A 13894-nucleotide genomic window follows, 5' to 3' on the forward strand; every position below is an offset into this window, starting at 1 on the left:
CGCTCCAACGAGGGCCGATAGCAGGGGTTATCGGCCCTTCGTCGGTGAAGGACCATTGCCGACTCCTACGGTTCCATCCCGTCGACAGGCACCCCCAGCGGCCTCGCACCCCCGCGCCTGTCGGTGCTCGTCCCTTCCACATCAGTACGGGAATCACGGGAGACACCGCATGGACGACGTGATGGACCAGATCCCCGGCAGGGCACTGCCGTTGCCCGTGCTCGTCGAGGCCCGGCTGGCCGGTGACCGGAAGCTCACCGAACCGGTGAAGACCCTCATCCGAGAGGCGCTCGGCGACTCCGAGAACGCCGAAGGCGGCGCCCGCACCTCCGCCGGCCCCGTCTACCTTGGCAAGGTCACGGTCACCGGCTTCCGCGGCGTCGGCTCGGAGGCACGGTTGAAGCTGCGGCCGAAGCCGGGAGTCACCCTCGTCGTCGGACGCAACGGCTCCGGCAAGTCGAGCATCGCCCAAGCCATCGAAACCCTGTTCACCGGGACCAACGCCCACTGCTCCGGACAGCACCCGAACCGCGCCGTCCGCTGGCGCAACCTGCACCAGGCAGAACAGACCGTCGTCGAGGCCAGGCTGACCGTCGAGGGCGACCCGTCGCCGAGCACCCTCACCCGCACCTGGACCGGCGACGCCTTCACCGACTCGCACGCCGTGCTCAGGCGGCCGGGACTCGGCACCGTGCCGCTGGAGCAGGCCGGCTGGGAGCAGGCGACCCGCACCTACCGCCCGTTCCTCTCGTACGTCGACCTGGGCAACCTGATCAACGGCAAGCCGTCCGAGATGTACGACAACATCGCCGCCATCCTCGGACTCGACCACCTCAACGCCGCCGCCCGGCAGCTGACGGCCGGGAAGAAGGAACTCGAGGCCGTCGTGAACGCGGAGAAGGAGAAGAAGCCGCTGCTCCACGCGGCCCTGGAGAACGTCGGGCACGACGACCGGGCGCTCAAGGCCCTCCTGGCGATGGAGGAGAAGGGCGGGCCCGACTACCCCGTGCTCGACGCCCTGATCGCCGGCGTGGCCACGGCCGACGAGGGTCGACTACGGGAAGCGCGACTGGAGGCCGCCGCCGAGGGCCCCGACCTCGAACGGGTCGGAGCGGCCGTCGACGCGATCCGGCGCGCCGTCGCCGACGTCGACGACCTGAAGGGGTCCGCGGCCGCGGACGCCCACAGCAGGGCCGAGCTGCTCCAGGCGGCTCTGCGGCACAGTGACCGGCACGCCGACGACACGGTCTGCCCGGTCTGCGGCACAGAACAGGTCCTGGACCGGGCGTGGGCCACGCGCGCCGAGGCACAGATCGCCGCCCTCCTGAAGGAGGCCGAGGCGGTACGCCGAACTGAGGCCGGCCTGCGGACCGCGACGCGCGCCCTGCAGGACCTGATCCACGTACCGCGCGAGTTCCCGGCCGTGCTCGCCGAGCCGTGGGAGGCCTGGGGCGACTGCCGGCGCGTCACTGATCCCGCCGAGCTCGCCGAGCGCGCGCTCCAGGCGGCGGTGACGCTGACGGACGCGTGCGCGGTCGTGGCCGGCAAGGCGCGTGAGGAGCTGGCGGCCAAGGACGAACGCTGGCGCGCGGTCGTCGACCTGCTGGCCGAGTGGACGAAGCTCTCCCGGGAGGCCGCCGCGGCCAAGCCCCGTAGGACCGAGGTCAACGCGGCCCTCACCTGGATCAAGAAGCTCACGACCGAGATCCGCGACCTCCGCGTCGACGCCTTCGCCGACCACACGCAACGGATCTGGGAGAAGCTGCGCCAGCAGAGCAGCGTCGACCTGAAGCACGTCGGCCTGCACGGCAGCGAGAGGGCCAACGTACGCAAGCTGATCATGGACGTCACCGTCGACGACACCGACGCTCCCGCCCTGAGCGTCATGAGCCAGGGCGAACTGCACTCGCTCGCCCTCTCCCTGTTCCTGCCCCGCGCCGCCACGGCCGACAGCCCCTTCGGCTTCGTCGTCATCGACGACCCCGTACAGTCCATGGACCCGGCGAAGGTCGACGGACTGGCCCAGGTGCTCCACGAACTCGGCCGCGACCGGCAGGTCGTCGTCTTCACCCACGACACCCGGCTTCCGCACGCCTTCCGCAGCCAGGGCCTGCCGGTGACCGTGCTGAAGGTCGAGCGCGGCGAGAAGTCCAAGGTGAACGTCACCTCCGAGACCGACCCGGTCAAGGAGGCCATCGACAACGCCATGGCCCTCGCCCACACCGCGAACGTCTCCGAGACGGCCCTGCGTCACGTGCTGCCGTCCCTGTGCCGCGAGGCTCTGGCGACGGCGATCGTCGAAGCGGCGTGGTTGCGCAGGAACCGCACCGGGCAGCCCGCCGACAGCCTCCAGGCCGCCATCGACCAAACCGAACGACTCATCCCGCTCGCGTCCTTCGCCCTCTTCGACGACGGCCTCGTCCACCCTGACGAGGAGGTCCGCAGCCGTCTGCGCACCCTGTACGGCAACGAGAGCACGACCCTCATCCACCAGTGCCAGCAGGGCGCCCACCCCGGCGGCTTCCTCCCGCACGACCCGATCGCCTTCGTCAGGAAGGTCGAGGACCTCGCCGCCCGGATCCGCACGCCGGAGGTGAACGCCTGATGCCCACCACCCCCGCTGTCACCGCACTCCTCGCGACCGCCGACGACCTCCTCACCGAACGCCTGGGCAGCGACAGCCCGCTGACCCCGGCAGGCCGCGACCGCGGCGCGGCCTACGCCCTCCGGATCGCCCTGGAGACAGCCGTCGACGCCGTACTCGCCGCTGAGAATGCCGGGCTCGGCGAAGTTCGCAGCACGCGCGCGAAGCTGCTCTGCCTGCGCCACTACGCCGGTCCCGCCCTGGCCCGCCGCGTCAACGCCCTCTGGAACCGGCTCAGCGCGGCCTGCAAGTACCACCACGACGAACTCGGACCGACCCGCGCCCAAGTACGTGTCTGGCGGGCATCCGTCGAGACGCTCGTCACAGAGCTTGCCGCGCTGAAAGCGGCCCGATACTTCCCTCAGCAGGCGGGCGCGGAGCGCCCACCTGTCGAGGTGGCGACGGTGGCTCAGCACGGTGAGCGAACGTGAGGATCGGCGCCAACAACGGGCTCTGGCCCGCCGGAAAGGTCCACCTCGTGGGCGAGACGACGGGCTCGCGCGATCTGCTTGTGGTCACGCAGCGAGTGGGGTCAGCTTCACGCGGAGGCAGAGTGGAGACGGACCAGACGTGTGTCTTGGCTGCCGTGAAGGCCGCGGGCGGCGTGGTGATGCTGTCGCCCGACGTGCTGCCGGTGTCACCGGCCTCGGCGGCACGCGCCCCGGCCCGGCGCGGACTTGGGCCTCGGTGTGGACACGGGCCGGCGTGGACACGGGCCGGCGTGGGGCTCGCGGTCGGCACCGGGCTCAGCGCCGGCTCTCGATCAGCGCGAAGCGTGCGCCCTCCGGGTCGGCGACCGTGGCCACGCGCCCGTCCGCGCTCTCGCGCGCCGGTTTGAGGACATGCCCGCCCAGCCCGGCGACATGGTGCAGCGCCTCGTCCGCGTCGGCGACCTCGAAGTACGTCAGCCAATGCGGGCCCCGGTCGCGCGGCAGCGACGTACCCACGCCGTGGAGGCCGGCGACCGGACGGCCGTCGAGGTGCAGGGTGAGGTAGTCGATGTCGGCGGAGACGACCGGTTCTTCCTCGTAGCCGAACACCGTGCCGTAGAACTTGGCGACGCGCTCCGACTCGAACGTCAGCAACTCGTGCCAGGCCGGTGTCCCCGGCCGTCCGGCGATGCCGATGCCCTGGTGGGCAGCCGCCTGCCAGACGCCGAAGACGGCGCCCGAGGGGTCCGAGCAGATGGCGAGCCGCCCGGCCTCGTCCGCGTCGAGCGGGCCCACGCCCACCGTGCCGCCGCACAGCCGGATCGTCTCGGCGGTCTGGTCGACGTCGTCGGAGGCCATGTACGGCGTCCAGGCGACGGGGAGGTGCCGGTCCGGCGGCAGCTGGCCCATGCCCGCCACCTCGCGACCGTCGAGCAGGGCCCGCACATAGGGACCCAGCTGCTGCGGGCCGGGGCGGAACTCCCAGCCGAACAGGGTCCCGTAGAACTCCTGGGTCGCCGCCAGGCCGTGCACCATCAGACTTACCCAGCAGGGCGCGCCGGGCGTGTACCGGTCGTGCGTTTCGTCCTTGCGGCCGGCCGACCCCCGTGCCTCGGTCATCGTCACTCTCTCCTCGGCCCCTCGCGGTGGCCGCGTCGCTTCCGCTCCCGGACCCCCGTGCCCGATGCTCGCACCGCCCGCGGCGTCACGCTCTCCGGGCGCGCCGCATGCCGTACCACGACCGGCAGTTGCCCGATCTGCGGCTTCTCGTTCGTTTACGGGGTTGCGCTCGGATGCCGATTCGGCTCTACAGGTTGTGCCCGATCCCGTACGCCTGGTGATCGAGCCTGTCCGGCCGAGCAGAGTAGCCGGACATGGGCGATGCGGCCACCCCGTGCGCAAGGATGGTGACCATGAACGCCATCATCACCGCATCAGAACTCGCGAGCGACCTGGCGGGACCCCGTCCGCCCGTCCTGCTCGATGTCCGCTGGCAGCTGAGCGTGGCCAAGGCGGCCGGTGAGCCGCCGTTCGACGGGCGCGCCGCACACGCGGCAGGGCACATCCCCGGCGCGGTCTACGTCGACCTGGACCGCGAGCTGGCCTCGGCGGCAGGCGCGCACGGGCGTCATCCGCTGCCGGACCTGGAGGTGTTCGGCGCCGCGATGCGCCGGGCGGGTGTGTCGTCGGGGCGTCCGGTCGTCGTGTACGACGGCGGCCAGGGCTGGGCCGCGGCGCGGGCCTGGTGGCTGTTGCGCTGGACGGGACACCCGGACGTGCGGGTGCTCGACGGCGGGCTGCCGGCGTGGGAGGGCCCGCTTTCGGTTCAGGCGCCGGATCCGGGGCGCGGCGACTTCCGGCCGGTGGCCGGCGCCGAGGGACTCCTCGACGCGGACGCGGCCGCGGCGCTGGCCCGTTCGGGTGTGCTGTTCGACGCGCGGGCGGCGGAACGGTACCGGGGGGACGTGGAGCCGATCGACCGGGTGGGTGGGCACATCCCCGGCGCGGTGTCGGCGCCGACGAACGGGAACGTGGGGGCGGACGGCCGCTTCCTGCCGGCCGAGGAGCTCCGGTCGCGCTTCGGCGCGCTGGGGGCGCACGACGGGGCGAAGGTGGGCGTGTACTGCGGTTCCGGTGTCTCCGGGGCACATGAGGTGCTCGCGCTGGCGGTCGCGGGGATTCCGGCGGCGCTGTACGTGGGGTCGTGGTCGGAGTGGTCGTCGGATCCGTCGCGGCCGGTGGCCGTGGGGCCGGATCCGCAGTGACGGGCGCCGGGGCGGGGCGCGGGTCGCTGACAAGCTGACAAGCGACAAGCACCGGAGCCAAGGGCCGCCGGCCCGTCCCGGGCCTTCGGCTTCGTTCAGCGGCTCGCGTCGAACGGTGCCCGCGACTGCGGTGGCCTGCGCGCAGTCCCCCGACACCCCGAACACGAGGGCCCGCGCCCGACCAGGCGCGGGCCCTCGGTGCTCGTCTCGGCCGCCGGGACTACTCCTGCTTCTTCCGGCGCGTCCCGAACACGATCTCGTCCCAGCTGGGGACCGCCGCTCTGCGTCCGGGGCGGACGCCGTCCGCCTCGGCCTGGCGGTCGGTGGCGCCTACGAGGCGGTCTCGGTGGCTGCCGACGGAGCGCGGCATCAGGACGTCCGCGTAGGCGGAGCCGGCCGAGGCCGCGGGCGCCGGGGGCTCCTCCGCCTCGGGCTCCGCTACGGGCTCCTCCACCGGCTCGGGCGCAGGACGCTCCGGAACCACCAGGTCGCCCCGGAAGCTCGGCACCGCCTCCAGCAGGCTGGTCAGCGAGTCCCGCTCACCCGCGCTCTCCTCGGCCGGCTCGGCAGGGGGCGGCGGCAGGCTCGGCCGCTCCCGTTCGGCGGGACGCTCCACCGTGCGCTCGCGCGGCAGCCGTGCGATGCGCGGGACGAAGGGAAAGCTGGGCTCGGGCGCGCCGAGGTCGTCGGACTCGCCGATCAGCGAGCGCGCCTCGTCGTCGACGGCCTGGACGAGCCGCCGGGGCGGGTCGTACGTCCAGCTCGCCGAGTGCGGTTCGCCCGCGACGCAGTAGACCAGCAGCACCTCCCAGGTGCCGTCGTCACGGCGCCAGGAGTCCCACTGCACGGTGTCCTTCTCGGCGCCCCGCAGCACCAGCCGCTCCTGCACGGCCTCGCCGAGCAGCGGCCCGGAGTTCTCGCCGGGGCGGCGGACCGGAGTCTTGCGGGCACGCTCGGCCATGAAGGCGCGCTCGGCCAGCACGGGGCCCTCGAAGCGACGTACGCGATCGACGGGGATGCCCGCCATTTGGGCGACCTCTTCCGCGGTCGCGCCCGCACGTATCCGCGCCTGGATGTCTCGGGGGCGGAGATGGCTCTCCACCTCGATCTCGATCTGGCCGAGGCGGGGACGGTCGCCGCGCACGGCGGCGCGGAGCCGTTCGTCGATCGGAAGCGTGTACTCCGTGCTGTCCGCAGCCTTCAGCACCAGCCGTGTGCCGTCATTGGAGACGGCCACGACACGCAGTTCGGGCATGGGGACCTCCCGGGTGGTGCCTGCCGACGTCACGTGCGTCGCTGCTTCCGCTAGTCGAGTGTGGCCTGCCCGGGTGCAGCCTGCCACAACCTTGCCGAGTTGCCCGGCGTGTCGGGCACGGGCCCTGGATCGCCGTTATGGCACGGTTACCTTTTCGCAACGCTAAGTGACCAACTCCGTCACCCTGTGCAACAAGCCCCCTCCTGGCGGTCCTGCAAAGGTCGCGGACGCCCTGGCGGGAGACCGGACCCAGGGCTCGCAACAGTACTCCATTTGGACCACGTGCGTGGATTGGCGCGCCGCTCAACTTCTGCCGGGGGACGGTACTTGGCCGACGCTGACGGCTTTTCCCGATCACGCACGTGGCGTACTTCACGGAATCACCAGATTTGGAACTACCGCTTTCGGCCGTACGTCCCCCTCTCGTACCCCTGGTCGATCAAGTACGGGAAAGGCAGGCAAGGCACCGGAATGCGTGAAAGGCCCGATGTCGTCGCGGAGTCGAGCACCGGGGAGGAGGTGAAACAGAAGCGGATCGACCTGAGCGTGCCCCAGGTCGCGGGCAGCGCCGTGGCGGCGGTGGTGGCCGCCAAACTCGCCTCGTACTTCGGGGTCTACGGCACGATCCTCGGCGCCGGCCTCGTCAGCGTCGTGGCCACCTGCGGCGGTTCGCTGTTCCAGCACTTCTTCACGCGGACCGGCGAGCAGTTCCGCGACGCCACGGTGCCCGCCAGGGCCACGGAACCCACCCGGCCCGCCGGGCAAGTCCCTTGGGCAACGGGGGAGTTCACCGAGGGCACGGTCTACCGTGCGCGGGCCAGAAGCTTCAAGCGCCCCCTGCTGGCCGCCGCCTTGGTCTTCGGCGTCACGATGACCGGCATCACCGCGTACGAACTGGCTTCCGGCAGCAGCTTCAGCGGCAGGGGCAGCACGACGGTCGGCGACGCCTTCTCCGGCCACGGCAAGTCGTCGCCGGACTCCGGGGATCCCGGCGACTCGGGGAGCTCCGGCGAGTCCGGTTCCGGTTCCGGTTCCGGCACGGACGGTTCGACGCCCGCCCCCTCGGCGACGTCCGACGGCGCCACGCCTTCGGGTGGCGCCCCGTCCGGCGGTGACGACGGGGCTACGACGGGCAGTTCGACGCCGGCTCCCGGTCCGAGCGGGGGCGGGGAGGACGACCGGGACACCGGCGGGGAGCCGGCCGGGACTCCCACACCCGGCGCGCCCGCTACGGACCCAGCACCCTCCGCAAGTAGTCGTTCTGGAACCGCCGATCCGGATCCAGCCGATCCCGCAGCGCCGTGAACTCCCCGAAGCGCGGGTAGACCCCGGCGAAGTACTCCGCGTCCCGCGTGTGCACCTTGCCCCAGTGCGGCCGCCCCTCGTGCGCGGTGAAGATCCGCTCGGCGGTCGTGAAGTACGCCTGATAGGGGGTGCCCTGGAACATGTGGACGGCGATGTACGCGGTGTCCCGGCCCGACGCCGTGGACAGCGCGATGTCGTCGGCCGGGGCGGTGCGCACCTCGACGGGGAAGCTGATCCGCAGCCGGGACCGTTCCACCGCCGCCTTCAGCTCGCGCAGGGTCTCCACCACGGCCTCGCGCGGCACGGCGTACTCCATCTCCACGAAACGCACCCGGCGCGGAGACGTGAAGACCTTGTACGGAATGTCGGTGTAGGTGCGGGCGGAAAGGGCCTTGCTGGAGACCCGGGCGATCGGGGGGATGGCGGCGGGCACCGCGCGGCCGACCCAGTTGGCCACCTGGAAGACGCCGTTGGAGAGGAACTCGTCCTCGAACCAGCCCCTGACCTGGCTCACCGGGCGCTCCGGGCCGGCGCTGCGGTTGTTGCGCTTGGTGTTGGTGTTGCCGGTGTGCGGGAACCAGTAGAACTCGAAGTGCTCGTTCTCGGCCCAGAGTTCGTCGAAGGACCGGGTGACCCGGTCGAAGGTCATCGGCTCCTCGCGCGCGGTGAGCAGGAAGATCGGCTCGACCGCGAAGGTGATCGCGGTGACGATGCCCAGGGCCCCGAGGCCGATCCGGGCGGCCGCGAAGACCTCGGGGTTCTCCTGCTCGGAGCAGGTGAGCACCGAGCCGTCGGCGGTGACCAGCTCCAGGCCCCGGATCTGGGCGGCGATGGAGGCGGAGTCACGGCCGGTGCCGTGCGTGCCGGTGCTGGTGGCGCCGGAGACCGTCTGCTCCATGATGTCGCCCATGTTGGTCAGCGACAGGCCCTCGCGCGCGAGAGCCAGGTTGAGCCTCTTGAGCGGAGTGCCGGCCTCGACGGTGACGGTGCCGGCATCCCGGTCGATGTCGCGGATACCGGTCAACAGTTGAGGCCGGATCAACAGACCGTCCGTCGCCGCGATGGAGGTGAAGGAGTGCCCGCTGCCGACGGCCTTCACCTTCAGGCCGTCCTCCGCCGCGCGCCGTACCGCCTCGGTCAGCTCCTCCACGGAGGCGGGCGTGACCGCCCGTGCCGGGCGGGCGGCGACGTTACCGCCCCAGTTACGCCACGTGCCGTTCTTCCCGCTCGCTGTGCTGCTCAACGGTGCCTCCCCGACCCGGAGCCGGCCGCTTGAGCCGGCGGTACCCGAGGAAACCGACCGCGACCGCGACGGCTCCGGACACCGCCGGAACCCCGTACCCGGCGCGCGCACCGGCGGCGTCGATCACCCAGCCGGACACGGAGGAGCCGAGCGCGACCCCCACCGCGAGCCCGGTGCTCACCCAGGTCATGCCCTCGGTCAGTTGCGCGCGTGGTACGTGCTCTTCGATGAGGGACATCGTCGTGATCATCGTGGGAGCGATGGACAGGCCCGCGACGAAGAGCGCCACGGCCAGAAACGGCAAGTTTCCGACCAGTAGGAGGGGGATCATACTCACGGCCATCGCACACACACCCAGCAGCCATCGAGGTTCGGGCGCTCCCGTGAAGTGCAGGAGCCCGAAGACGGCTCCCGCGACGCACGAGCCCAGCGCGTAGACCGCGAGGACGACACTGGCGGCACCCTTGTGGCCCTGTTCGTCGGCGAACGCCACGGTCACCACGTCCACGGCGCCGAAGATCGCGCCGGTGGCCACGAAGGTGCTGACCAGCACCTGCAGGCCGGGGGAGCGCAGTGCGGAGCCGCCGCCACGCCGCTCGCGCGGATGCGGGGCGGGCTCGGTGGACCGTTGGGCGGTCAGCCAGAAGACGCCGACCGCGAGGAAGCAGGCGGCCAGCAGCGGGCCGGCCTCGGGGAACCAGGCGGTGGACAGACCGATCGAGATGATCGGGCCGAAGATGAAGCAGATCTCGTCCACCACGGACTCGAAGGAGTACGCGGTGTGCAGCTGCGGAGTGCCCCGGTACACGGCCGCCCAGCGCGCCCGGATCATCGCGCCGACGCTCGGCACGCACCCGATGCCCACGCAGGACACGAACAGCACCCAGTCCGGCCACCCGTAGTGCGCGGCGAGCAGCAGCAGCGCCCCCGCGCTCAGCGCCAGCAGGGTCGCCGGGCGCAGCACCCGCCGCTGCCCGTACTGGTCGACCAGCCGGGAGACCTGGGGGCCCGCCACCGCGGCCGACAGCGCGATGGTGGCCGACAGCGCGCCCGCCAGCCCGTACCGCCCGGTGAGCTGGGAGATCATCGTGACCACGCCGATGCCCATCATGGACAGGGGCATCCGGCCGAGGAAGCCCGCGGCGGAGAAGCCCTTGGAGCCGGGGGCGGCGAACAGGGCGCGGTAGGGGCTGGGCACTGGGTCTCCGGGCTATTCGGAAGGGACGGCTGAGGGGCCGATACCGCTGCGGTGAGGGCGCGGCACGGCGCGTACGGGCGGGTAAGGCGCGAAGTCGGCGGATACAGCTTACGAGTTAGGTGACCCTAATGCACCCGCGGGTGCGGTCCCGCACCCGTGCGGCACACCGCCGTTACGGCACTGCCGGTGCCGGGTGGCAGGATCGGAGTCATGCCAGACGCGCTCGATGCCACCCCGTACGACGCCCTGCTCCTGCTTTCGTTCGGCGGCCCGGAGGGGCCGGACGACGTCGTCCCGTTCCTGGAGAACGTGACGCGTGGGCGCGGCATCCCGAAGGAACGCCTGAAGGAAGTCGGTCAGCACTACTTCCTGTTCGGCGGGGTCAGCCCCATCAACGATCAGAACCGCGCCCTGCTGGGCGCCCTGCGCAAGGACTTCGCGGACCACGGCCTGGACCTGCCCGTCTACTGGGGCAACCGCAACTGGGCGCCGTACCTGACGGACACCCTGCGCGAGATGGTCCGTGACGGCCGCCGCCGCATCCTGGTCCTGGCGACCAGCGCCTACGCCTCCTACTCGGGCTGCCGGCAGTACCGCGAGAACCTCGCCGACTCGCTGGCCGCTCTCCAGGACGAGGGCCTGGACCTGCCCAGGGTCGACAAGCTGCGGCACTACTTCAACCACCCCGGTTTCGTGGAGCCCATGGCCGAGGGAGTGTTCCAGTCCCTGGCCTCCCTCCCCGAGGACGTCCGGGAGGGCGCCCACATCGCGTTCACGACCCACTCCATCCCCCTCTCGGCCGCGGACACCTCCGGCCCGGTCGAGGAGCACGGGGACGGCGGGGCCTACGTCCGGCAGCACCTGGAGGTCGCCGGGCTGATCGCCGACGCCGTACGCGAACGCACCGGTACCGACCACCCCTGGCAGCTCGTCTACCAGTCGCGCTCGGGTGCACCGCACATCCCGTGGCTGGAGCCCGACATCTGCGACCACCTGGAGGAGCGGCACGCGGCAGGCGTCCCGGCCGTCGTGATGGCCCCCATCGGCTTCGTCTCCGACCACATGGAGGTCCTCTACGACCTCGACACGGAGGCCACGGCCAAGGCCGAGGAGCTGGGCCTGCCGGTGCGCCGCTCGGCCACCGTGGGCGCCGACCCGAGATTCGCCGCCGCGATCCGCGACCTCGTCCGGGAGCGGGCCGCCACCGAGCGTGGCGAGCAGGTCACGCCGTGCGCCCTGGGCGCGCTGGGCGCGAGCCACGACCTGTGCCCGGTGGGCTGCTGCCCGGCCCGCGCCCCCCGTCCCGCCGCCGCGGGCGCCGACAGCCCCTACGCATGAGGAGCGACGTGACCGCCCACCACCTGGAACTGCTCGCGCTCGCCCAGGAGGCCGCCCGCCGCGCCGGGGAGCTGCTGCGGGACGGCCGCCCGGCCGATCTCGCGGTGGCCGCCACCAAGTCCAGCCCGATCGACGTGGTGACCGAGATGGACATCGCGGCGGAGAAGCTGATCACCGACCTGATCGCCGACCGCCGCCCGCAGGACGGGTTCCTCGGCGAGGAGGGCGCCTCCAGCGAGGGCACCAGCGGCGTCCGCTGGGTGATCGACCCGCTCGACGGCACGGTGAACTACCTCTACGGCCTCCCCACCTGGGCCGTGTCCGTCGCGGCCGAGCAGGACGGCGAGACCGTGGCCGGGGTGGTCGCGGCGCCGATGCGCGGCGAGACGTACCACGCGGTGCGCGGTGGCGGAGCCTGGGCCACCGGAGCATGGGACGGCGAGCGCAGGCTGGCCTGCCGGTCCGCCGCGCCCCTGGACAAGGCGCTGGTCTCCACCGGGTTCAACTACGTCACGGCCGTCCGCACGCACCAGGCCGAGGTCGCCCGGCAGCTGATCCCGCTGGTCCGGGACATCCGGCGCAGCGGTTCCGCCGCAGTCGACCTGTGCGACGTCGCCGCGGGCCGCCTCGACGGCTACTACGAGCGCGGACTCAACGCGTGGGACTACGCGGCGGGCGACCTGATCGCCCGGGAGGCGGGCGCCCTGACCGGCGGACGCCCCTCAGAGCGCCCCTCACGCGATCTGACGGTCGTGGGTACCCCGGGCGTCTTCGAGCCCCTCCAGCGGCTCCTGGAGGATTTCGGCGCCTGGCACGACTGAGGCGGCAGGGGAGCCGGCGCGACGGCTCACCACAGCACAGCGGGGCCCCCGGCGCTGGACTCGCCGGGGGCCCCGCTGCCGTGCCGGGTCAGACGCTGGTCGCGCCGACTTCCACACCGTGTTCGGCCGCGAGACGGCGCAGGTCGTCGAGCTCGCCCTGCTCCACGTCGACGAGGAAGTCGTCGCCTTCGTCCCGGGCCCGCGTCAGGTCGGACTCGGTCGCCCTTATGCGCTGCAGAAGTCCTGCGGTGAATGCGTCCATGCTGCGCCCCCTCGTCCTGGGTCGTGGGTCGTCGGCACGGGGGTGTGCCGTTCGGAAGGGGCGATCACGTCTCCCATGGGTGCCCAGCGCTGCCCTGCCGGGCGGCGACGGTGCCGGACACCCACGCCCACTCTGCGGAAGCGGAACCGCGGCGTACCGCATGGTGCTGCGGCACAAGCAGAGCGTGATCGCGGGGTGTAAACCGTCCTCCCCCCAGTCCCTCCCGCAGAAACCTCAACCGGAAGAGAAAAACTCGCATTCCCGTATCCGGTGCCCGCGCCGAGCGAACATTCACAGGGAACCGGCGCGAGATCACCGAGGACGGCCCGGGCTGCGCACACCGCTGCCGCACCCTGCCTTACTGCCGACTTATGGCCGAAAAGGGCAGGATGGAGGTCACAGACCCCCGAAGACTCCCCTGCCCGCGCGCGCCCCGAGGCGCTGCGCGGGCGGACACAGGAAGGACAAGCGACGTGCGCGTACTCGTCGTCGAGGACGAGCAGCTGCTCGCCGATGCGGTGGCCACCGGACTGCGCCGGGAGGCCATGGCCGTCGACGTCGTGTACGACGGTGCGGCCGCCCTGGAGCGCATCGGCGTCAACGACTACGACGTGGTCGTCCTCGACCGCGATCTGCCCCTGGTGCACGGGGACGACGTCTGCCGCAAGATCGTCGAGCTGGGCATGCCCACGCGCGTGCTGATGCTCACGGCGTCCGGCGATGTCAGCGACCGCGTCGAGGGCCTGGAGATCGGCGCCGACGACTACCTGCCCAAGCCCTTCGCGTTCAGCGAGCTGACCGCACGCGTGCGTGCGCTCGGCCGCCGGACCAGCGTGCCGCTGCCGCCGGTCCTGGAGCGCGCCGGGATCAAGCTGGACCCGAACCGCCGCGAGGTCTTCCGGGACGGCAAGGAGGTGCAGCTCGCGCCGAAGGAGTTCGCCGTCCTGGAGGTCCTCATGCGCAGCGAGGGCGCGGTCGTCTCCGCCGAGCAGCTCCTGGAGAAGGCCTGGGACGAGAACACCGATCCGTTCACCAACGTGGTGCGCGTGACCGTCATGACCCTGCGCCGCAAGCTGGGCGAGCCGCCGGTCATCGTGACCGTGCCCGGCTCCGGCTACCGGATCTGACCGGCG

General features: G+C 72.1%; 12 protein-coding genes. 7 read left to right on the forward strand and 5 right to left on the reverse strand.

The window, feature by feature from the left end; all coding sequences use genetic code 11:
- Positions 1–169 precede the first annotated feature (169 nt).
- Positions 170–2605, forward strand: a complete 2436-nt coding sequence (locus tag ACIHCM_RS27525) for an AAA family ATPase (protein ID WP_399901161.1) — start codon at positions 170–172, stop codon at positions 2603–2605.
- Positions 2605–3075, forward strand: coding sequence for a hypothetical protein (locus ACIHCM_RS27530; protein WP_399901164.1), 471 nt, complete (start codon positions 2605–2607; stop codon positions 3073–3075). The genes ACIHCM_RS27525 and ACIHCM_RS27530 overlap by 1 nt, the downstream gene beginning before the upstream one ends.
- Before the next feature lie 315 nt (positions 3076–3390).
- Here the strand turns inward: ACIHCM_RS27530 and ACIHCM_RS27535 are convergent, their stop codons facing one another.
- Entirely contained in the window at positions 3391–4194 is an 804-nt protein-coding gene (locus ACIHCM_RS27535; RefSeq protein ID WP_399901167.1) for a VOC family protein, read from the reverse strand.
- 293 nt (positions 4195–4487) lie between these two features.
- Between ACIHCM_RS27535 and ACIHCM_RS27540 the strand changes: the two genes are divergently transcribed.
- Positions 4488–5339 carry a sulfurtransferase gene (locus ACIHCM_RS27540; protein WP_399901170.1) on the forward strand — a complete coding sequence of 284 codons (852 nt, stop codon included), beginning with the start codon at positions 4488–4490 and terminating at the stop codon, positions 5337–5339.
- A 220-nt stretch (positions 5340–5559) separates the two neighbouring features.
- Here the strand turns inward: ACIHCM_RS27540 and sepH are convergent, their stop codons facing one another.
- Positions 5560–6594: a septation protein SepH gene (sepH, locus tag ACIHCM_RS27545; RefSeq protein WP_399901173.1), complete on the reverse strand. Its 1035-nt coding sequence runs from the start codon at positions 6592–6594 to the stop codon at positions 5560–5562.
- 471 nt (positions 6595–7065) lie between these two features.
- Here sepH and ACIHCM_RS27550 point away from each other — a divergent pair, with 471 nt between their 5' ends.
- Positions 7066–7899 (forward strand): hypothetical protein, encoded by an 834-nt coding sequence (locus ACIHCM_RS27550; RefSeq protein WP_399901176.1) that lies wholly within the window; start codon positions 7066–7068, stop codon positions 7897–7899.
- Here ACIHCM_RS27550 and ACIHCM_RS27555 read toward each other — a convergent pair.
- Complete coding sequence (locus ACIHCM_RS27555) at positions 7823–9142, reverse strand: D-arabinono-1,4-lactone oxidase (protein WP_399901179.1); 1320 nt, start codon at positions 9140–9142, stop codon at positions 7823–7825. The genes ACIHCM_RS27550 and ACIHCM_RS27555 overlap by 77 nt on opposite strands.
- Positions 9102–10340, reverse strand: a complete 1239-nt coding sequence (locus ACIHCM_RS27560) for an MFS transporter (RefSeq protein ID WP_399901182.1) — start codon at positions 10338–10340, stop codon at positions 9102–9104. Before ACIHCM_RS27560 ends, ACIHCM_RS27555 begins: the two co-directional genes overlap by 41 nt.
- 210 nt (positions 10341–10550) lie before the next feature.
- Here ACIHCM_RS27560 and ACIHCM_RS27565 point away from each other — a divergent pair, with 210 nt between their 5' ends.
- Positions 10551–11678, forward strand: a complete 1128-nt coding sequence (locus ACIHCM_RS27565) for a ferrochelatase (RefSeq protein ID WP_399901186.1) — start codon at positions 10551–10553, stop codon at positions 11676–11678.
- The gene (locus ACIHCM_RS27570; RefSeq protein WP_399901189.1) at positions 11675–12499 is read left to right on the forward strand and encodes an inositol monophosphatase family protein; all 825 of its coding nucleotides are present in this window, start codon (positions 11675–11677) and stop codon (positions 12497–12499) included. The genes ACIHCM_RS27565 and ACIHCM_RS27570 overlap by 4 nt, the downstream gene beginning before the upstream one ends.
- 88 nt (positions 12500–12587) lie before the next feature.
- Here the strand turns inward: ACIHCM_RS27570 and ACIHCM_RS27575 are convergent, their stop codons facing one another.
- A complete protein-coding gene (locus ACIHCM_RS27575; RefSeq protein WP_365460207.1) occupies positions 12588–12761 on the reverse strand; it encodes a hypothetical protein in 174 nt (57 codons plus the stop codon).
- Between the two features lie 473 nt (positions 12762–13234).
- Between ACIHCM_RS27575 and ACIHCM_RS27580 the strand changes: the two genes are divergently transcribed.
- The gene (locus ACIHCM_RS27580; protein ID WP_007385219.1) at positions 13235–13888 is read left to right on the forward strand and encodes a response regulator transcription factor; all 654 of its coding nucleotides are present in this window, start codon (positions 13235–13237) and stop codon (positions 13886–13888) included.
- The last annotated feature ends 6 nt before the right edge of the window (positions 13889–13894 follow it).

It is taken from the genome of Streptomyces sp. NPDC052023 (assembly GCF_044548465.1).
Lineage (GTDB): Bacteria > Actinomycetota > Actinomycetes > Streptomycetales > Streptomycetaceae > Streptomyces.

Coding starts and splice junctions, on each gene's coding strand:
- ACIHCM_RS27550 (WP_399901176.1), top strand. CDS start 7,066: ATGCGTGAAAGGCCCGATGTCGTCGCGGAGTCGAGCACCGGGGAGGAG.
- ACIHCM_RS27540 (WP_399901170.1), top strand. CDS start 4,488: ATGAACGCCATCATCACCGCATCAGAACTCGCGAGCGACCTGGCGGGA.
- ACIHCM_RS27525 (WP_399901161.1), top strand. CDS start 170: ATGGACGACGTGATGGACCAGATCCCCGGCAGGGCACTGCCGTTGCCC.
- sepH (WP_399901173.1), bottom strand. CDS start 6,594: ATGCCCGAACTGCGTGTCGTGGCCGTCTCCAATGACGGCACACGGCTG.
- ACIHCM_RS27535 (WP_399901167.1), bottom strand. CDS start 4,194: ATGACCGAGGCACGGGGGTCGGCCGGCCGCAAGGACGAAACGCACGAC.
- ACIHCM_RS27565 (WP_399901186.1), top strand. CDS start 10,551: ATGCCAGACGCGCTCGATGCCACCCCGTACGACGCCCTGCTCCTGCTT.
- ACIHCM_RS27530 (WP_399901164.1), top strand. CDS start 2,605: ATGCCCACCACCCCCGCTGTCACCGCACTCCTCGCGACCGCCGACGAC.
- ACIHCM_RS27570 (WP_399901189.1), top strand. CDS start 11,675: ATGAGGAGCGACGTGACCGCCCACCACCTGGAACTGCTCGCGCTCGCC.
- ACIHCM_RS27575 (WP_365460207.1), bottom strand. CDS start 12,761: ATGGACGCATTCACCGCAGGACTTCTGCAGCGCATAAGGGCGACCGAG.